This is a genomic window from Neisseria sp. P0017.S009, from assembly GCF_051957375.1.
GTDB lineage: Bacteria > Pseudomonadota > Gammaproteobacteria > Burkholderiales > Neisseriaceae > Neisseria > Neisseria perflava.
Map to the genome: position 1 here is coordinate 188,411 of NZ_JBQCWL010000001.1, position 18,113 is coordinate 206,523.

Genomic DNA, 18,113 nt, shown 5'->3' on the forward strand with positions numbered 1-18,113 from the left:
TGGTAGTGTACGTCGTCATATTGACAACATAGCTATTTTACCTGCTTTAGCCTAAACAAACCAATTGAACTTACACTGCGTTATAATAGCGGATTACAATTTTCCAGCCAGAGATGCCCGTCATGAGCAATTATTCCGATATGCCGTCTGAAGACCGTGAAATCAGCGCATTATCACTGCCGCCACATTCCACAGAAGCGGAGCAATCCGTATTGGGCGGCCTGATGCTGGAAAATTCTGCTTGGGACCGTATTGCCGATGTCGTTTCCGGCGAGGATTTCTACCGCCACGAACACCGCCTGATTTTTCGTGCCATTGCCAACCTGATTAACGAAAGCCGCCCTGCCGACGTCATTACCGTTCAAGAAAGTTTGGAACGCAATGAAGAATTGGAAGCAGCAGGCGGATTCAACTATCTGATTACACTGGCGCAAAACACGCCATCCGCTGCCAATATCCGCCGCTACGCCGAAATCGTGCGAGAACGTTCCATCATGCGCCAGCTTGCCGAAGTCGGCACGGAAATTGCGCGTAGCGCATACAATCCACAAGGGCGCGATGCAGGTCAGCTTTTGGACGAGGCGGAAAACAAAGTATTCCAAATTGCCGAAAGTACCGCCAAATCCAAACAAGGCTTCCTTGAGATGCCCGACCTTTTGAAAGAAGTGGTCGAGCGCATCGATATGCTTTATTCGCGCGACAATCCTGATGAAGTAACCGGTATATCGACAGGCTTTATCGACCTCGATAAAAAAACATCAGGCCTCCAACCGGGCGATTTGATCATCGTCGCAGGCCGTCCTTCCATGGGTAAAACCGCCTTTTCGATCAACATCGCAGAACACGTTGCCGTAGAGGGCAAGCTGCCTGTTGCCGTATTCTCGATGGAAATGGGCGGTGCGCAGCTGGTTATGCGTATGCTGGGTTCTGTCGGACGTTTGGATCAAAGCGTTTTAAAAACCGGCAGATTACAAGACGAACACTGGGGCCGTCTGAACGAGGCGGTCGTTAAACTCTCCGATGCACCCATGTATATCGATGAAACGCCGGGTTTGACTGCACTCGAACTGCGCGCCCGCGCCCGTCGTCTTGCCCGCCAGTTCAACAGTAAATTGGGCTTGATCGTCATCGACTACCTGCAATTAATGTCAGGCTCCGGCCGTTCTGACAACCGCGCTTCCGAGCTTGGCGAAATTTCCCGCTCACTCAAAGCATTAGCCAAAGAATTGCAAGTTCCCGTCATTGCACTGTCGCAGTTAAGCCGTACCGTTGAGCAGCGTACCGACAAACGCCCGATGATGTCCGACTTGCGTGAATCCGGCGCAATCGAACAAGATGCCGACTTGATTATGTTTATGTATCGTGATGAATACTACAACTCAGAATCACCCGCAAAAGGCTTGGCGGAATGTATTATCGGTAAACACCGTAACGGTCCCGTCGGGAAAGTATTCCTCACTTGGATGGGTCAATTTACCAAATTTGATAATGCCGCCTATGTTCCAGAATCCATGTTGATGGAAGATTGAGACAGATTGTCTGAAAAACTAACCGAATTTCATATTTCATTAGTCACGCATTACAAAATCGTTTAAAATAAATCTAATAAAAGCAAAAGCATTGCCACAGGCAAATGCAAAAGAGAAAACGTCAGTTACCCAACACATTACTACCAAAAATCACTCATGTATCAGACACAAAAAGGCTTCACCCTAATTGAGTTGCTGATCGTCATTACTATTGCAGCAGTAATGGCCGTCATCGCACTTCCCAATATGAATCAATGGATTGCCTCCAGACGTGCAGCATCGCAAGCAGAGCAAATTGCCAATCTGCTGCGCTTCGCGCGAAATGAGGCCGTCCGTCTCAATCTTCCCGTTTACATCTGCCCGGTCAAAATCAAATCCGATGGCTCGCCCAATAATGGTTGCGATTCCAAATATGCCGGTAATGGTATGTTGGCCTACGCCGATAAAAACGAAGACTTACGCTATCAAAACGATACTGTCGATTTATCCATCCGCTCCATTATCCTTAATGGAGATACTGACAAAGTGGAATACAGCTTTAACTATATCCCTATCGGCAATGACCGTTCTGCCCTCTCTGCTTCAGCTCCAAAAGAAGTCTGGTGGAGATTTCTTCCCAATGGTACATTTGGCCATTCAATCGATGGAAAGAATTATCAATTTTCAGACGGCCACATCAAAATCAGCCTGACGGATAAATCCGCCACCGATGCTGAAACCAAGAAAGCCCGTGCTACCGTACTTTTAATCAATGGCAATGGGCATGTCGAAATCTGTGCTAAAAACGATGAGCGCAAAATGTGCGAATACTCTTCCAAATAATAACAACGGTATCTTATGAACATTACTAATCCTACTCATCTCAGATTATTTAAAGGCCGTCTGAAAACGAGCTCAACAAGCTTTACTCCAAAACTTCAATCAGGCATGACCCTGATTGAAGTTTTGATTGCCATGTTTGTCCTTGCTATCGGCGTACTGGCCCTTCTGGCTGTTCAATTACGTACCGTATCCAACGTGCGTGAGTCTGAAAATCAAACCACAGTCGCCCAAATTACGCAAAATTTGATTGAAGGCATGCTCATTAATCCGACGCTCTTTGAAGAAACCGATACTGCAGGCGAAAAAACTACCCGTTATAAAAAATCCTACGATGCCTACCTCAAATCAGACTCTAAACAAACTGCAAAATTTGAAGCCAAAATGACCAAAGCGCAACTTGCGCAGGCGCAAATTGCCCAGTTTAAGGCCGACTTAGCCAAAGCCCTTCCCGAAGCCCAAGTCTTCTCGACCATCTGTAAAGATTCTTCCGGTGCAGAGCCGACTTACGAAAATGGGTTTAACGCAAAATGCGATGGCAAAGGCGACACGACCATCGTGAAAGTTTTATGGTTGCAAGATGTCGAAGAAGAAAATAGCGCAAAAAATCTCAACACATCGGGGCATCACGTTGTCTATACCTACCAATCACGCGTAAGAGACTAACAATGAACAATAAACGCTTACTCAACCATATTCCCAATAAAACCGCGATGCGCGGTTTTAGCATCCTTGAATTTCTGGTTGCCAGCCTGCTCAGCATGATCGTCCTAATGGCTGTCAGCTCCACCTACTTTACTGCACGCGGATTGAACAAATCTGCTAACGCCCGTATCGGTATCCAACAAGATTTGCGCAACGCCGCCAATATGATCGTCCGCGATGCGCGTATGGCAGGTAATTTCGGCTGCTTCAATATGGCGAATTTTCCTGCCTCTGCAGTGATAGAAGACAAAAGCTCAGATGAATATGCCTTGAAAACAGCCGGTGTTAATAAGCTGTTACCTGTTAAAGAAATCAATAAATTAAGCTATACCGGCTTTGCTCAAACCGGCAAAGCCCTGCTGTTCCAATACGGTATCGACAAAGCAGACTCAACTGAAAAAACTGCCATTGCCAGCAGCTGCTACGGTATTGCCAAACCTCACACAGAAATTAAAGATTTGGCTGCGGCAAAATCGGCTTTAAAAATTACCAACTCTGATCAAGACGGCAGTATCGCCATCATGAAACATGAAATAATTGCCTACGCTGTCGGTAAACTTGGCAAAGAGATCGGCTTATTCCGTTTCCAATTATCTGATGATGGCTCATGGAACAACCCACAGCTACTGATTAAAGATATCGAGTCTATGAAAATCCATTATTTTTATGCCAACTGTTCCGATGCGCCCAATGCATCTACCAGTGCCACAAGTGAAGAAAACTTTGTGCGTGCAGATAAATTGGATATCTCACCTGAGGCTAAATCTCCGGCTTCTATCCAAATCGTACTGAATGGCGGCAGCATTGATTCCTCAACAGAAAAAGACAATAAAGTCGATATCTATAATATTAATGCCACTATCCGCGGAGGAAACGTATGCGCCGACCGATCACTCTAATCAAACCTGACCGGCAGCAGGGCTATGCTTTGTTTATCGTCTTAATGATGATGGTCGTCATCGCCCTGCTCGTGGTCACAGCCACCCAGTCCTACAATACTGAACAGCGTATCAGCACCAATGATGCCGACCGCAAACTGGCAACCACCCTAGCAGAAGCGGCACTGCGTGAAGGTGAAAATCAAATTTTTGATATTGAAGGTAAAAAGACTACTTTTACCGCAAAATGTGAAAAAGGTTTATGTTCCACACCAAACGTAAAATCCAATGGCGATTTTACTGAAGAGGGTAGCCCAACCGTAGATGCTTGGAAGCGCAAATGCGACAAAAACCTGTGTATTGACGCCAATGGTACGGAATATCCTTTAGATAAAAAAAGCGGCATCGCAAACAATCCACGCTACATTATCGAATATTTAGGCAAAACTACTGAGGGTCGAATTACCTACCGTGTTACAGCCAAGGCATGGGGTAAGAATGCCAATACCCAAGTCATTCTTCAGTCTTACGTTGCCAGCGAATAATAAAATGAATACCACCTCTACCCAACAACTAGGCTTTACGCTGGTTGAGATGATGATTGCCGTCGCCATCTTAGCCATTCTAAGCATCATTGCCATTCCCTCTTACAACCGCTACATTGAACGCGGCTACCAATCACAAGCGCATGCCGAGTTAGTCGCCATCAATTCCGCTTTTAAAAACCAGATGGTTAAAAATCCAAAGTGGAAAACTGATGAGGTTAAAACTCAGTTGGATGACTTTATTTCCTCATATAAAGGCCATAAAGATTTGGCAGACAAATACAAATACTCCGCCGAAATGATTGATGCTAGTACAAGCCGAGCCTATCGTTTGAAAGCCATACCCACCAAAACAGGCTATACCCTTTCCGTTTGGATGGATAGTTTGGGCAATGCTTACAAATGCACTGATATTGATTCAGCCAATAATTTCAAAACCGCAATGACCAATGGAAAAGGTTGCGAATCAATTTCCAAAAAGAAATCTTCTTAGTCTGACAACCATAAAAAAGCAGTGTCATTTTATCGACACTGCTTTTTTATTTTACTGCTTCCAATCATCGTCCCGACGTTGACGCTTCAACAAGATCCTGACTGCGCCATCATTGCCTTGTCGAGGCTCGACATAAGCCAACACATCAGGATGCTGCATCAACCAGCGACGCGTCATATTTTTCAAAACCGGTTTATAGCCTGCAGAACCCAAGCCACTACCGTGGACAATCTCTCCGCAAACGCCGCGTTTTTTCGTAAACTCAATAAATTCGTTCAATACCTGCTGCGCTTCCTCCTGCGTATAGCCATGCAAATCTACATCCGCCACCACGGGATAATGGCCGTTTCGCAAACGCATCAAATCATTTTTACCCTGCCCGTTTTTACTGAACGAAGCCGGCGGCTCTTCCCAGCCGCCGTTGCCCACATAAAAATAATCTTCCTGCTCCAAAGTCGCCATTTCTTTAGGTCGCGGCTTGATAGGTGATTTATCACGAGGCTGTTCATAATAGTTGCCGGCATTTTTCAACGGCGTAACCTTGCCAACCGCCTTGCTGAAATCTACATCCTCTACCAGCTTTTTAGCCTTCGCTTCGGCTTCCCGCTCCGCGGCTTCCTTTTTCGCCTGTTTGCCCAAAGCCTTCAGCGTTTCTTGAAAGTTTGCCGTCATGGTTTGTCCTTTCCAAAAAATTGATTGCGCACATTATAGCAAACCCGGCTACAAGGCCGTCTGAAAGACTCTTATCATCGCTTCTTGTTTAGGGTATAGTATTAACGCATTGCCAGTCTTATAAAAGAGAGAAAATATGTTTAAACGCCCGGAAGAAATCATCGTCTTGATCCTTGCCCTATTATGGGTCGGACTCAGCTACTACTTTGCCGCCATCCTGATTTCAGATGCCTACACCATTCTCCTGATTACCGTACTGACTTTAGTTTGGGCGGCCATCTGTTTCCTTTTATGGCAACGCAACTTAAGCCGTCATATTTGGCCGCTGTTCCTCGGCAGCCTGGTTGCCTGCTGGTGGCCGTACTTCACTTGGCTTGCAAGCGATGTTCCCGAAGGCACATGGTATTCAGGCTGGACATTCAAATCCATTATCGCCCTGATTCCCGTTGTTGCCGCTTATGTCTTCAAGTGGAAACAAAGCCGGAAAAACAAAATCTCCAATACCCTTGCCTAATACCTAGCGCCGTCTTTTTTCAGACGGCGTTTTCCATATCTGACATAACGCTCAGACTGTCAACAATCCCAATAAAATGCTATACTCTTCACACGATTTAACACCCTAAAACAGGCCGTCTGAAAGACTTATCAAGATGATCAGCAAACAAGAATACCAAGCCCAAGCCGCACAAGGTTACAACCGCATTCCACTCGTTCAAGAGCTGCTTGCCGACTTGGACACACCGCTCTCAATCTACCTCAAACTTGCCAACAAACCTTTCACCTACCTGCTCGAATCTGTTGTCGGTGGCGAACGCTTCGGCCGCTATTCCTTTATCGGTCTGCCTTGCAGCCATTATCTCAAAACCAGCAGTAAACATGTCGACGTGTATCAAAACGGCGAAATCGTCGAACAACACGACGGCAATCCACTACCCTTTATCGAAGCCTTCCACAACCGCTTCAAAACGCCCGAAATCCCAAGCCTGCCGCGCTTTACCGGCGGCCTGGTCGGCTATTTCGGTTATGAAACCATCTACAATTTCGAACATTTTGCCCACCGCCTGAAACATACTGCCAAAGCCGATCCCCTCGGTACGCCCGACATCCTCCTGATGCTCTCGCAAGAGCTTGCAGTAGTGGATAACCTAAGCGGCAAAATCTACCTGATTGTTTATGCCGATCCCTCTCAAGCCAACGGCTACGAACGCGCACGCGAACGTCTTGAAGACATCCGTACCCAGTTACGCCAAAGTTGTGCCATCCCGCTTTCCCTCGGCAGCAAGCAAACCCAAGCAGTCAGCGAATTTGGAGAAGAACCTTTCAAAGCCTGCGTCAACAAAATCAAAGACTACATCTTTGCAGGCGACTGCATGCAGGTTGTCCCCAGCCAACGCATGAACATGGAATTTACCGACAATCCGCTTGCCCTATACCGCGCCCTGCGTACGCTGAACCCATCGCCGTATATGTTCTACTACGATTTTGGCGATTTCCATATTGTCGGCTCTTCGCCCGAAATCCTCGTCCGCCGCGAACGAGACGATGTCATCGTCCGTCCTATCGCCGGTACACGCCTGCGCGGCAAAACACCAGCCGAAGACCTCGCCAACGAACAAGACCTGCTGAGCGATGCCAAAGAGATTGCCGAGCACGTCATGTTGATTGACTTAGGACGCAACGACGTTGGCCGCATCAGTAAAACCGGCGAAGTCAAAGTCACCGACAAAATGGTCATTGAAAAATATTCCCATGTGATGCACATCGTCTCCAACGTCGAAGGCCGTCTGAAAGACGGTATGACCAACATGGATATCCTTGCCGCCACTTTCCCGGCAGGCACACTTTCCGGCGCTCCCAAAGTCCGCGCCATGGAAATCATCGAAGAAGTCGAACCGAGCAAACGCGGCATCTACGGCGGCGCAGTCGGCGTATGGAGTTTCAACAACGATATGGACTTGGCCATTGCCATCCGCACCGCAGTGATTAAAAACAATACTCTCTTCGTCCAAAGCGGCGCAGGCGTAGTTGCAGACTCCGACCCAACCTCCGAATGGCAGGAAACCCAAAACAAAGCCCGTGCAGTAATCCGTGCAGCGCAAATGGTGCAAGAAGGGCTGGATAAATAATTTTCAGACGGCCTGCGTTCTGAAATGACTAAACAACAAGATTATGATACTAAACGAAAAACAATTAAAATCCATCAGCAAATTCCTAAGCTTTATCTTACGCCATCATCCCGAGCAAATCGGCATTACTTTGGATAAAGACGGCTGGGTGGATATTGATACCCTGCTGACACAGGTAAATCATCCCGAGCGCGGCTTTACGGGCAATCTGCTGACCTATGAAGTATTGTTGGAAGTGGTCGAAAACAACGATAAAAAACGGTTTACCCTTTCTGAAGACGGCAAACGCATCCGCGCGGCGCAAGGTCATTCGACGGCACAAGTTCAGGTTGAACACAAAGTGGCAACGCCTCCTCAGATTTTATATCACGGTACGGCTGAGCGCTCTGTTCCGTCTATATTGGAACAAGGTCTGCATTCTGCCTCCCGTCATTTTGTCCATCTGTCTGCCGATGCTGCAACAGCCGTCAACGTCGGTTCCCGACACGGCAAGCCTCTTGTATTAACCATCGACACTGTCGCCATGCTTGCGGCAGGACACCAATTTTATCTGGCGGATAACGGCGTATGGTTAACTGAAAACGTTCCGCCGCAATTTATCGGCAAGCTTTAAAACATCAGGCCGTCTGAAGCCATAAACCATGTTCAGACGGTCTGCAAACACCCTACCCAATTTCTTCATAAAGCGATTATCCATGAACACATCCCCCATCCTCCCTCCTGCTATGCTCGGCATTCTTGGCGGCGGACAATTAGGCAGAATGTTTACTGTTGCTGCCAAAACCATGGGCTACAAAGTAACCGTACTCGATCCCGACCCGAATGCGCCGGCAGCGGAATTTGCCGACTGCCATTTATGCGCACCATTTGATGATGAAGCAGCTTTGGAAGAATTGGCAAAATGCGCGGCGGTTACGACTGAGTTTGAAAACGTCAATGCCGACGCGATGCGTTTTCTCGCCAAACACACCAATGTTTCCCCCAGCGGCGACTGCGTTGCCATCGCGCAAAACCGCATTCAGGAAAAGGCATGGATACGCAAAGCAGGCCTGCAAACCGCGCCGTATCAAGCAGTTTGCAAGACCGAAGACATCACTGAAGAAAGCATACAATTTCTGCCCGGTATCCTGAAAACCGCCACTTTGGGCTACGACGGCAAAGGCCAAATCCGCGTAAAAACATTGGATGAACTCAAAGCCGCGTTTGCCGAACACGGCGGCGTGGATTGCGTTTTGGAAAAAATGGTGGACTTGCGCGGCGAGATTTCCGTTATCGTATGCCGTCTGAACAATGACAACGTGCAAACTTTCGACCCTGCCGAAAACATTCACGAAAACGGTATCCTCGCCTACTCCATCGTCCCTGTACGACTGAGTGCCGACATTCAGCTACAAGCGCGACAAATGGCGCAGCGTTTGGCCGATGGGTTGAACTACGTCGGCGTATTGGCAGTAGAAATGTTTGTTGTCGGCGACACACATGAATTGGTCGTCAACGAAATCGCCCCGCGTCCGCACAATTCCGGCCACCATACCATCGACGCCTGCGCGACAGACCAATTCCAGCAACAGGTTCGCCTGATGTGCAACCTGCCTCCGGCTGACACCAAATTGCTGAGCTCTTGCTGTATGGCGAATATTTTGGGTGACGTTTGGAAGAAAGACGGCGACGAACCCGAATGGCTGCCGCTGCAAAGCAACCCGAATGCACATCTGCATCTTTACGGTAAAAAAGCCGCGCGCAAAGGCCGAAAAATGGGCCACTTTACCGTCTTGGCCAATGATGCGGACAACGCGTTCCAAACTGCACAAACCTTACATCAAAGCCTGTAACCTTACCCACTTTTTCAGACGGCCTTTGGTTGCCAAAGGCCGTCTGAAATCAATTTTTCCGACCATCCGCCATGAGCCTTCTGACCATCCTCCGTCCGGCAACCGAAAAAGACTGCCAAGCCATACACAACGCCCATCTGCATGCCGTTCAATACGCCTGCATCCGCAGTTACGATGAAACCATTATGCACGCATGGGAAAGTCTGCTCGACATCAACAGCTATTTGGAAACCATCTCCGATAAAAACAAAGCCTTGTGGGTGGTCGAATACAAAGGGCTGATTCAAGGCTTCTTCCAAGTCGATTTCAAAGAAGCGCAACTGGACGCCTTATACGTCCATCCGCTCTTCCACAATCTCGGCTTGGGCACGGCCCTGCTCAGCCGCTCCGAAGAAATGGCACGAAATGCAGGTCTCAGCTTTCTCAAACTGTATGCCTCGCTCAATTCCGTGCCTTTCTATCGCCTCAACCGTTATGAATCGCTCGGCACTGCCGTGTTGCAACTGAACAAAACCGTCCGCGTCGAATGCGAATTGATGCGCAAATACCTGTAAATTCCCCTTCCGCCGTTGCTTTTTGAAAGAAACCGATGTCCCGAATTGCCGCCCTGCCCGACCATCTTGTCAACCAAATCGCCGCCGGCGAAGTGGTCGAACGTCCTGCCAACGCCTTGAAAGAAATCGTTGAAAACAGCATCGATGCAGGAGCGACAACGATTGATGTCGAGCTGGCCGGCGGCGGTATCCGCCTAATTCGCGTCAGCGACAACGGCAGCGGTATCCATCCGGACGACATCGAGCTTGCGCTCCACCGCCACGCCACCAGCAAAATCAAAACCTTAAACGATTTGGAACACGTTGCCAGCATGGGCTTTCGCGGCGAAGGCTTGGCCAGTATCGCCTCCGTCAGCCGCCTGACCCTGACCAGCCGTCAAGAAGACAGTTCGCACGCGACCCAAGTCAAAGCCGAAGACGGCAAACTCAGCAGTCCTACGGCAGCCGCCCACCCCGTCGGCACCACCATCGAAGCTGCCGAACTCTTCTTCAATACCCCCGCGCGGCGCAAGTTCCTCAAATCTGAAAACACCGAATACGCCCACTGCGCCACCATGCTCGAACGCCTCGCTCTGGCGCATCCGCACATTGCCTTCTCACTCAAACGCAACAGCAAACAAGTATTCAAACTTCCTGCACAAAGCCTGCATGAACGGATTGCCGCCATTGTCGGCGATGATTTTCAGACGGCCTCATTGGAAATTGACAGCGGCAATGGCGCGCTGCGGCTTTATGGCGCGATTGCCAAGCCGACCTTTGCCAAAGGCAAAACCGACAAACAATACTGCTTCGTCAACCATCGTTTTGTCCGCGACAAAGTCATGCTCCATGCCGTCAAGCAGGCATACCGCGACGTATTGCACAACGCGCTGACGCCTGCTTTCGTCCTCTTCCTCGACCTGCCGCCCGAAGCCGTGGATGTCAACGTCCACCCGACCAAAACAGAGATCCGCTTCCACGACAGCCAGCAGGTGCACCAACTCGTGTTCCACACGCTCAACAAAGCCCTTGCCGATACACGCGCCGACCTGACCGAAAGCGTCAGCAATGCAGGCGAAGTGTTGCATGACATTACCGGCGTTACTCCTGCACCAATGCCGTCTGAAAACAACAGCGAAAATCTGTTTGATAGCGCATCCAACTACCCAACAGGCAACAAACCCGATACACGCAATGCCTTTGGTCCATCAGGCAAAACCGCGCCCATGCCCTACCAAGCCTCGCGTGCGCCGCAACAACGCAGCCTGTCTCTGCGCGAAAGCCGCGCGGCCATGAATACTTACGCCGAGCTCTACAAAAAAACCGACGACATCGACCTTGAGTTGAGCCAATTCGAGCAGGCATGTTTCGGTAATATGCCGTCTGAAACGCCTACTCCCCAAACAGATACGCCGCTTTCAGACGGCCTTCCCTCCCAATCCGAACTGCCGCCACTAGGCTTCGCCATCGCCCAACTCTTAGGCATCTACATCCTTGCCCAAGCCGAAGACAGCCTGTTGCTCATCGATATGCACGCTGCCGCCGAACGCGTCAACTACGAGAAAATGAAACTCCAACGTCAGGAAAACGGCAACCTGCAAAGCCAACGCTTGCTCATCCCCGTTACCTTCGCCGCGTCCCACGAAGAATGCGCCTCCCTTGCCGATCACGCCGAAACGCTGGCAGGCTTTGGCCTGGAATTGTCCGACATGGGCGGCAATACCCTTGCCGTCCGCGCAGTTCCCGCCATGCTCGGCAAAGCCGACGTCGTTTCACTGGCCAAAGATGTATTGGGCGAACTCGCCCAAGTCGGCAGCAGCCAAACCATCGAGGAACACGAAAACCACATCCTCGCCACCATGTCCTGCCACGGCTCAGTCCGCGCCGGCCGCCAACTGACTTTGCCCGAAATGAACGCACTCCTGCGCGATATGGAAAACACACCGCGTAGCAACCAGTGCAATCACGGCCGTCCGACATGGGTCAAACTGACTTTAAAAGAATTGGATGCGTTGTTTTTACGCGGACAGTAATACAGTAATAAAGAGCAGTCAAAAGCTTTAAAGCTCCCTGAAAACATCAATATGTGTTTTTAGATAGCTTATTTGCAAAATCTCGTCTATGAATAAAACCCTATTTTTCATACTGATCACCTTATTGATACAACCTGTTTATGCAGAAAAAATAAGATATGACAAACCTGAATATTGGCAATTAATCCATTCTTATCCCGATAAAAGTAAATCGATCTACGGTAATACTCTTATCCGATCGCTTTCACCCCAAAGTTTATTGATGGAGATACGTCATAAGAAAGCTAAGCCACTGCCTAAAAATAACTCAATAAATAGTCAAAAGAATATGATAGGAAAGGACTATATTAAAGCTCGTTTTAAACTCCAAATTGACTGTGAAAATCAAAAAATGGCATATGAAGACTTTGCATTTTTTGACAGTAAGGATCAATTGAGTGCATATGGAGTCCTATCTTCCGAAGAACTGCAATGGTTTGAAATAAAAAACAATTTAATTGCTGAAAAACTCTATCGCTTTACTTGTGAGTTTTGAATAAATGCAATAAAAAATACAAAAGGCCGTCTGAAAAAATGTTCAGACGGCCTTTTAACTTATTTGCCTTTAACGAATATCCATAGGCGCAAACGATTTCACGGTTTCATCGATTGCTTTAACACGGGTCAGGAAATCTTCCAATTGCGCAAGCGGCAATGCGCTTGGGCCATCACATTTGGCTTGGTCGGGATTGGCATGGGATTCAAGGAACAAACCGGCCAAGTGGGTTGCCATACCGGCAAGCGCCAAGTCCAATACTTGGGTGCGACGGCCGCCTGATGCTGCGGCACCGGATTCGCGTGTTTGCAGGGAATGGGTTACGTCAAAAATAACGGGCAGGTTGTTACACGTTTTTTTCATCACGCCAAAGCCGAGCATATCGACCACCAAATTGTCGTAGCCGAAGTTTGCGCCGCGTTCGCACAAAATGATTTGATCGTTGCCTGCTTCTTGGAATTTCTCCACAATGTTTTTCATTTGAGAAGGGCTGAGGAATTGCGGCTTTTTGATGTTAATGACATTGCCGGTTTTCGCCATTGCCACCACCAAATCGGTTTGGCGTGCCAAGAAGGCAGGCAACTGGATGACATCGCAGACTTCGGCAACCGGCTGGCATTGGTAAGGCTCGTGAACATCGGTAATCACGGGAACGTTAAACTCGCGCTTCACCGCTTGAAAAATCTTCATGCCTTCGTCCAGACCTACACCGCGGAAAGAGTGGATGGAAGAGCGGTTTGCCTTGTCGAAAGAGGCTTTAAAAACGTAAGGGATGCCGAGTTTATCGGTTACTTTAACGTATTGCTCACAGGCTTTCAGCGTAGAGTCGAGGTCTTCAAGGACATTGATGCCGCCGAAAAGGGTAAAGGGCGCATCGTTGCTGACAGTGATGTTGTTGATTTGGATATTCACGGCGAAGCCTTTCAGATAAGTTGAATTTGGGAAACAGGCCGTCTGAAACGTTTCAGACGGCCTTTGTTTGAATATTACAACACGGTGTGCGGCGGCTCATAAGAAATCACGTCGCGGATTTTATTGTTCTCATCGACGAGGACGACTTTCGGCTCATGCGCTGCAATTTCGGGTTCGGACAACATGACGTAAGACATGATAATTACGATGTCGCCTTTTTGAACCAAACGCGCAGCCGCGCCATTCAAGCAAACAACGCCGCTGCCGCGTTCGCCGGGGATGGTATAAGTTTCAAGACGTTCGCCGTTGTTATTGTTGACGATGGCGACTTTTTCGTTAACGCAAATACCTGCTGCATCCAGCAGGTCTTGGTCAACGGTAATGCTGCCGACGTAGTTGAGGTCGGCTTCGGTAACGGTGGCACGGTGGATTTTGCCGCCGAGCATGGTACGGAACATGGGTTTCCTTTTTGATTGTGGGTTGATTTGCGGTTTTAACTTCAGAGAAGTTAAAACCGCTGTTTGTGTGATTGAGGATTAGTTATTGGGAAAGTCTAATTCGTCGAACTCGGGTTCCGGGTCGCTTTGAAGGACTTTTCCGTTTAATTTCAACTCGCTGTTTTGCAGAGTCAGATGGGTTTTGACATTATCGTTTTCTAAGGTCAGATATTTCTCACTTGCCATGCTTTTAATGGTGCTGTCTACCATCAGGCGCAAGGTCTCGTTGATATCGTCGATGCTGGCACGACCTGCGGCTTCATCTTCGGCATTGACGCTAAACAGGCTGCTTACTTGGTTAACGGCGAGCTGCTCCAACAATTTTTGCGGTACGCTCATGTTGAAGTCAGCTTCGGTTTTCTTCAGCATATCGCCCAAATTGTTGAGGTCTTTAGCTGCCAAACCTTTAAACGCGAGTTTGCCGCTGACATCGACATCACCATGAGGCATGGTGAATTTGAAGGTTTTGACGTTCAAAACCGGATTGTTGGTGAACAGGCCTGAAGCCTCGTTTTTGGCCGTCTGAATCAAGGAAGCCTGAATTTCTTCTTCGCTCATTTTCTTCACGGACACTTCGGCAATTTTGTTTTTCAATGCCAAAAGTGATGCCGCATCCAAATGCTCGGCAGCGACATTGATGTCCAGAGGGCCGTATTTGTCTTCGCCATAAGTCAGGCTTTCAAATTGGAAGCGGCCTTCACTGTTGATGAATTTATCGACTTCGCCGGTCTGCGTATCGAAACGCAGTTTGCTGACTTCGATTTTAGACGGAGCAATCGTGCCGGTCGGATTGATGAATGCACCGATTTGCAGGTTGGTCACAAGGTTGACCAACTCATTCAACTTAACGTTGTAATCGATGTTTTCTTTCCATTGCAGCAGGAATTTATCCAGCGTAATGCTGCTCTTGCCCAAAGCAAGCTTGGTCAGGCCGTCTTCCGTTTCGGATTGGAAGCGCAGGTTTTCCAAAGACACATCGCCTTTGTCGGCCAATTTGACTTGCAAAGACGGCGCAAGATAATCGTGACGATAGCTTTTGAAGCCTTGGCTGTAATCGGTATTGCCGCTAAAGCCTTTCCAGTTGAGCTTGATACCTGAGAGCTCTTCATAGTCGAAGGCAGGGATATTGAGGCTGAGTTTGCCGTCGCCGGAAAGGTAAACCGTATTGGTCATAGTCAACGGCGTTTGCTGGCCGAAGAAACGGTCCAAAACCTTTTTGGTTTCCGGATGGTATTGGAACTCGGTTTCCACGTGTGCACGCGTGCCGAAGCCGCCGGCAAACGGGCCGTGTGTCACATGGTTAATGACCGTAATCGGCTCTTGCAGGACGGTTTTCAAATTGTCCGGCAGGTATTTTTGCGTATTTTGAAGCAGGGTCGGCTTGAGGCGGATGACGGTCGTCTCGGTTGAACTGAACCAGCCGCGATCGTATTGGTGGGACTCAACGGTCAGGAAACCGGATTCCTGCAACAGCTTTTGTTGCTCGGTCAGGCTTTCTTCCGCTTTGACACCAAGATAATAAGGCGTGCCGAGCGCAGCGGCGACAACGACGGCGGCAGTCGGGATAAGATACTTTTTCATCACTTCAAACAGATTAGGTTCAAAGCGTAAAGCATAGCATTTTTTAGCTGTTTTGTCTTATCCGCCGTTTCAGACGGCCTTTAGGTAAAGATTGTGATATTATGCAAACATAAACGATTTTTACACTTTTGGCAGGCCTTATCCTGTCTGCCAAAATGTCATTAAAGGTTTGCAAATGCTTTTATTTATCGAAAACTGTTATTGCCGTCCGCGGTAGTTCGTATTGAATCTTATCGTTTTGAAAAATCTGAATTTAACGCTACTTCTTGTCCGTTGTTGTTCGCGATAGTGCGTGGCAATCCTTGAAAAAAGTGGGTATGATTGTGGGTATCCCCTCACACATACCCGCTTTTTTTATGCTTAACGATACCCAAATCCGCAAGGCTAAACCACAAGAAAAGCCTTATAAATTAACCGATTCCAACGGCCTGTATATCGTAATAAATCCGAACGGTTCAAAACTATGGCGTTATCGCTTCAGAATCGATGGAAAGGAATCCGTCTTTTCAATCGGCGCATATCCCGAAGTTTCATTGGCCGAAGCGCGTGAGAAGCGCAAGGAAGCGCGGTTACTTGTTCAGCAGGGCATTAACCCGGCAAAAGACAGGGCGGACAGGAAACGCCAAAACACGCGCCAAAACAAAAACACGTTCCAGGCGATTGCCGAAGAATATTTCACGACCAAGACAATCAGCAAAGGCAGTATCAAGGCCGCGCAAAGTATGCTTGAGCGTTATGCCTATCCGATTATAGGCGATACACCGATAACCAAAGTAACGCCTCGTCAAATTATGGAATGTTTAGACGTTTGCAAAGACAAGGGCGTTGTCGTTTCCGGTATCTACACGCGCCAACACATGAGCGCGGTGTTCTTATACGCAATACGCACAATGAGGGCGGAAGTTGACCCTACTCTTGCCTTTGCCGGTTATCTCAAACGACCCGAAATAACCCACGCTAAAGCCATGACCGTTGAGCAAATAAAGGCGTTCAAGAAAAGCCTGTCTGAGTATAACGGCTCATTTGTCGTCAAAAAGGCCGTGCAGTTGCTACTATACACAGCCGTCAGGACAATTGAAGCAAGGCGGGCGGAATGGGCTGATATTGACTTGCAATCGGGCATTTGGCGAATCCCTGCCAATAAGATGAAGAAAGCACGATTGCACATTGTGCCGTTATCTTGGCAGGTCGTTGAGTTACTCAAAGAACTACACACGTTTACCGGCAATGGCCGCCTACTCTTTCCAAACAGCAGACGGCCTGATGATATGATTTCAGCGACAACCATCAACCGCGCTTTAGAGTATATGGGACTGACAATATCAGGGCATGATTTCCGCGCGACACTCGCAACCAATCTGTCTGAGATGGGCTATGAGCATGAACATATTAAAGCACAGCTCGCCCACGCTAAAGACAATCAGACAGACGCGGCCTATTTCCACGCGAAATACATCACGCAACGCCGCCAAATGCTTCAAGATTGGGCGGACTTTGTAGATTCGCTTTGAATTGAATCTATAAAATCTTTTAAAAAGCCGCCTGATTTTTCGGGCGTTTTTTTTGTTGCCGCCCCTTGACGGGCAGTCTGATTTTATTTAAAGTCCTTTCCGAGGCGTCGAAAACCTCTTCCTACACGGCATTCACCCCGTCAGCGTGAATTTTTTACGTCCATAGTTTCCTTGGTGTTTTGCTTCGATAAAGGTTTCCTATGGCCGCGAGGGTTGTGAATACAATACCTGCTTCGGCAGGGAATAAGCACGGCTCTTGTAGGGAGTTTTCGAACCTCGCGGCCGCCCGTTTCGGGCAACTTCGAAAAAAAACCTACAGGAAACTATCATGAACAATTCAGTTCAATCTTTCAATTTCGGCAATATCGCCGTTTCTTTCCGTGAAGATGGTTATCTCAATGCCACTCAAATTGCCGCCCATTTTGGCAAACTTCCCAAAGATTATCTAAAAACAGAACAAACTCAACAATATATCTCTGCTTTAGCAGAAAGTTTGAGTGAAAGGACAAAAATCCTAACAGATGAAAATCAATTAGTTATTGTCAAAAAGGGTAATTCAAAAAACTTCACGCAAGGCACATGGCTACATCCCAAACTTGCCATTCACTTTGCCCGTTGGCTCAACCCTAAATTTGCGGTATGGTGCGATGAGCAAATCGAAGCTTTACTTAACGGCAAAGTTTCAGACAACCTCCCCGTCAAAACCACCGCTTACGACCGTACCGGATTGCGCCAAGCCGTTGCCGCGCTTGTCGGACGCAAAGGCATAAACTACTCCTCCGCGTACAGTATGATACACCAACGCTTCAACGTCGAAGCCATCGAAGACATCCCCGCCGAGAAGCTGCCCGAAGCCGTCGCCTACGTCCACGCGCTGACCCTGCACACAGGCTTGACGGGCGAAGTGTTGGA

The 18,113-nt window shown here is 48.3% G+C and carries 19 protein-coding genes; 15 read left to right on the top strand and 4 right to left on the bottom strand.

Going from position 1 to position 18,113, the window contains the following annotated elements:
* Nucleotides 1–122 precede the first annotated feature (122 nt).
* The 6 genes from dnaB to ACTHTG_RS00920 all read left to right on the top strand — a co-directional run bounded on the left by dnaB (nt 123) and on the right by ACTHTG_RS00920 (nt 4,969).
* Nucleotides 123–1,529 carry a replicative DNA helicase gene (gene dnaB / locus ACTHTG_RS00895; RefSeq protein ID WP_440360431.1) on the top strand — a complete coding sequence of 469 codons (1,407 nt, stop codon included), beginning with the start codon at nt 123–125 and terminating at the stop codon, nt 1,527–1,529.
* Nucleotides 1,530–1,685: 156 nt separating this feature from the next.
* On the top strand, nt 1,686–2,351 hold the full coding sequence (locus tag ACTHTG_RS00900) for a pilus assembly FimT family protein (RefSeq protein WP_004519798.1): 666 nt from the start codon (nt 1,686–1,688) through the stop codon (nt 2,349–2,351).
* Nucleotides 2,352–2,366: 15 nt separating this feature from the next.
* The gene (gene pilV / locus ACTHTG_RS00905) at nt 2,367–3,014 is read left to right on the top strand and encodes a type IV pilus modification protein PilV (RefSeq protein ID WP_198400584.1); all 648 of its coding nucleotides are present in this window, start codon (nt 2,367–2,369) and stop codon (nt 3,012–3,014) included.
* A 2-nt stretch (nt 3,015–3,016) separates the two neighbouring features.
* A complete protein-coding gene (locus ACTHTG_RS00910; protein ID WP_004519800.1) occupies nt 3,017–3,952 on the top strand; it encodes a PilW family protein in 936 nt (311 codons plus the stop codon).
* Entirely contained in the window at nt 3,931–4,476 is a 546-nt protein-coding gene (locus tag ACTHTG_RS00915; protein ID WP_004519801.1) for a pilus assembly PilX family protein, read from the top strand. Before ACTHTG_RS00910 ends, ACTHTG_RS00915 begins: the two co-directional genes overlap by 22 nt.
* A gap of 4 nt (nt 4,477–4,480) precedes the next feature.
* Nucleotides 4,481–4,969 (top strand): PilX family type IV pilin, encoded by a 489-nt coding sequence (locus tag ACTHTG_RS00920; RefSeq protein WP_004519802.1) that lies wholly within the window; start codon nt 4,481–4,483, stop codon nt 4,967–4,969.
* Between the two features lie 51 nt (nt 4,970–5,020).
* Here ACTHTG_RS00920 and ACTHTG_RS00925 read toward each other — a convergent pair whose 3' ends face one another.
* Nucleotides 5,021–5,641, bottom strand: coding sequence for a Smr/MutS family protein (locus ACTHTG_RS00925; RefSeq protein WP_004519803.1), 621 nt, complete (start codon nt 5,639–5,641; stop codon nt 5,021–5,023).
* Nucleotides 5,642–5,777: 136 nt separating this feature from the next.
* On the opposite strand from ACTHTG_RS00925, the gene ACTHTG_RS00930 reads away from it, so the two are divergent.
* From ACTHTG_RS00930 to ACTHTG_RS00960, 7 genes are all read left to right on the top strand, one after another.
* Nucleotides 5,778–6,155, top strand: a complete 378-nt coding sequence (locus ACTHTG_RS00930) for a hypothetical protein (RefSeq protein WP_440360432.1) — start codon at nt 5,778–5,780, stop codon at nt 6,153–6,155.
* Nucleotides 6,156–6,291: 136 nt separating this feature from the next.
* The gene (gene trpE / locus ACTHTG_RS00935; RefSeq protein WP_440360433.1) at nt 6,292–7,767 is read left to right on the top strand and encodes an anthranilate synthase component I; all 1,476 of its coding nucleotides are present in this window, start codon (nt 6,292–6,294) and stop codon (nt 7,765–7,767) included.
* Between the two features lie 43 nt (nt 7,768–7,810).
* Entirely contained in the window at nt 7,811–8,380 is a 570-nt protein-coding gene (locus tag ACTHTG_RS00940; RefSeq protein ID WP_440360434.1) for an RNA 2'-phosphotransferase, read from the top strand.
* 82 nt (nt 8,381–8,462) lie between these two features.
* Nucleotides 8,463–9,599, top strand: coding sequence for a 5-(carboxyamino)imidazole ribonucleotide synthase (locus ACTHTG_RS00945; protein ID WP_440360435.1), 1,137 nt, complete (start codon nt 8,463–8,465; stop codon nt 9,597–9,599).
* Nucleotides 9,600–9,670: 71 nt separating this feature from the next.
* Nucleotides 9,671–10,153, top strand: coding sequence for a GNAT family N-acetyltransferase (locus ACTHTG_RS00950; RefSeq protein ID WP_004519810.1), 483 nt, complete (start codon nt 9,671–9,673; stop codon nt 10,151–10,153).
* A gap of 35 nt (nt 10,154–10,188) precedes the next feature.
* The gene (mutL, locus tag ACTHTG_RS00955) at nt 10,189–12,165 is read left to right on the top strand and encodes a DNA mismatch repair endonuclease MutL (RefSeq protein ID WP_440360436.1); all 1,977 of its coding nucleotides are present in this window, start codon (nt 10,189–10,191) and stop codon (nt 12,163–12,165) included.
* An 88-nt stretch (nt 12,166–12,253) separates the two neighbouring features.
* Complete coding sequence (locus ACTHTG_RS00960; protein WP_004519812.1) at nt 12,254–12,700, top strand: hypothetical protein; 447 nt, start codon at nt 12,254–12,256, stop codon at nt 12,698–12,700.
* Nucleotides 12,701–12,769: 69 nt separating this feature from the next.
* On the opposite strand, the gene kdsA is transcribed toward ACTHTG_RS00960, so the two are convergent.
* From kdsA to ACTHTG_RS00975, 3 genes are all read right to left on the bottom strand, one after another.
* On the bottom strand, nt 12,770–13,612 hold the full coding sequence (gene kdsA / locus ACTHTG_RS00965; RefSeq protein WP_004519813.1) for a 3-deoxy-8-phosphooctulonate synthase: 843 nt from the start codon (nt 13,610–13,612) through the stop codon (nt 12,770–12,772).
* Between the two features lie 74 nt (nt 13,613–13,686).
* Nucleotides 13,687–14,070 carry an aspartate 1-decarboxylase gene (gene panD, locus ACTHTG_RS00970; protein ID WP_003678944.1) on the bottom strand — a complete coding sequence of 128 codons (384 nt, stop codon included), beginning with the start codon at nt 14,068–14,070 and terminating at the stop codon, nt 13,687–13,689.
* 78 nt (nt 14,071–14,148) lie between these two features.
* Nucleotides 14,149–15,690, bottom strand: coding sequence for a YdgA family protein (locus ACTHTG_RS00975; RefSeq protein ID WP_440360437.1), 1,542 nt, complete (start codon nt 15,688–15,690; stop codon nt 14,149–14,151).
* 356 nt (nt 15,691–16,046) lie between these two features.
* Between ACTHTG_RS00975 and ACTHTG_RS00980 the strand changes: the two genes are divergently transcribed.
* Nucleotides 16,047–17,201, top strand: a complete 1,155-nt coding sequence (locus ACTHTG_RS00980; RefSeq protein ID WP_440362628.1) for a tyrosine-type recombinase/integrase — start codon at nt 16,047–16,049, stop codon at nt 17,199–17,201.
* A gap of 328 nt (nt 17,202–17,529) precedes the next feature.
* Nucleotides 17,530–18,113, top strand: a 584-nt coding sequence (locus ACTHTG_RS00985; protein WP_440360439.1) for a KilA-N domain-containing protein, incomplete at its 3' end; no start/stop codon positions are given.

Bases quoted from the DNA above. Each gene is read 5' to 3' on its own strand.
- dnaB (WP_440360431.1), top strand. From the start codon at position 123: ATGAGCAATTATTCCGATATGCCGTCTGAAGACCGTGAAATCAGCGCA.
- ACTHTG_RS00900 (WP_004519798.1), top strand. From the start codon at position 1,686: ATGTATCAGACACAAAAAGGCTTCACCCTAATTGAGTTGCTGATCGTC.
- pilV (WP_198400584.1), top strand. From the start codon at position 2,367: ATGAACATTACTAATCCTACTCATCTCAGATTATTTAAAGGCCGTCTG.
- ACTHTG_RS00910 (WP_004519800.1), top strand. From the start codon at position 3,017: ATGAACAATAAACGCTTACTCAACCATATTCCCAATAAAACCGCGATG.
- ACTHTG_RS00915 (WP_004519801.1), top strand. From the start codon at position 3,931: ATGCGCCGACCGATCACTCTAATCAAACCTGACCGGCAGCAGGGCTAT.
- ACTHTG_RS00920 (WP_004519802.1), top strand. From the start codon at position 4,481: ATGAATACCACCTCTACCCAACAACTAGGCTTTACGCTGGTTGAGATG.
- ACTHTG_RS00925 (WP_004519803.1), bottom strand. From the start codon at position 5,641: ATGACGGCAAACTTTCAAGAAACGCTGAAGGCTTTGGGCAAACAGGCG.
- ACTHTG_RS00930 (WP_440360432.1), top strand. From the start codon at position 5,778: ATGTTTAAACGCCCGGAAGAAATCATCGTCTTGATCCTTGCCCTATTA.
- trpE (WP_440360433.1), top strand. From the start codon at position 6,292: ATGATCAGCAAACAAGAATACCAAGCCCAAGCCGCACAAGGTTACAAC.
- ACTHTG_RS00940 (WP_440360434.1), top strand. From the start codon at position 7,811: ATGATACTAAACGAAAAACAATTAAAATCCATCAGCAAATTCCTAAGC.
- ACTHTG_RS00945 (WP_440360435.1), top strand. From the start codon at position 8,463: ATGAACACATCCCCCATCCTCCCTCCTGCTATGCTCGGCATTCTTGGC.
- ACTHTG_RS00950 (WP_004519810.1), top strand. From the start codon at position 9,671: ATGAGCCTTCTGACCATCCTCCGTCCGGCAACCGAAAAAGACTGCCAA.
- mutL (WP_440360436.1), top strand. From the start codon at position 10,189: ATGTCCCGAATTGCCGCCCTGCCCGACCATCTTGTCAACCAAATCGCC.
- ACTHTG_RS00960 (WP_004519812.1), top strand. From the start codon at position 12,254: ATGAATAAAACCCTATTTTTCATACTGATCACCTTATTGATACAACCT.
- panD (WP_003678944.1), bottom strand. From the start codon at position 14,070: ATGTTCCGTACCATGCTCGGCGGCAAAATCCACCGTGCCACCGTTACC.
- ACTHTG_RS00975 (WP_440360437.1), bottom strand. From the start codon at position 15,690: ATGAAAAAGTATCTTATCCCGACTGCCGCCGTCGTTGTCGCCGCTGCG.
- ACTHTG_RS00980 (WP_440362628.1), top strand. From the start codon at position 16,047: ATGCTTAACGATACCCAAATCCGCAAGGCTAAACCACAAGAAAAGCCT.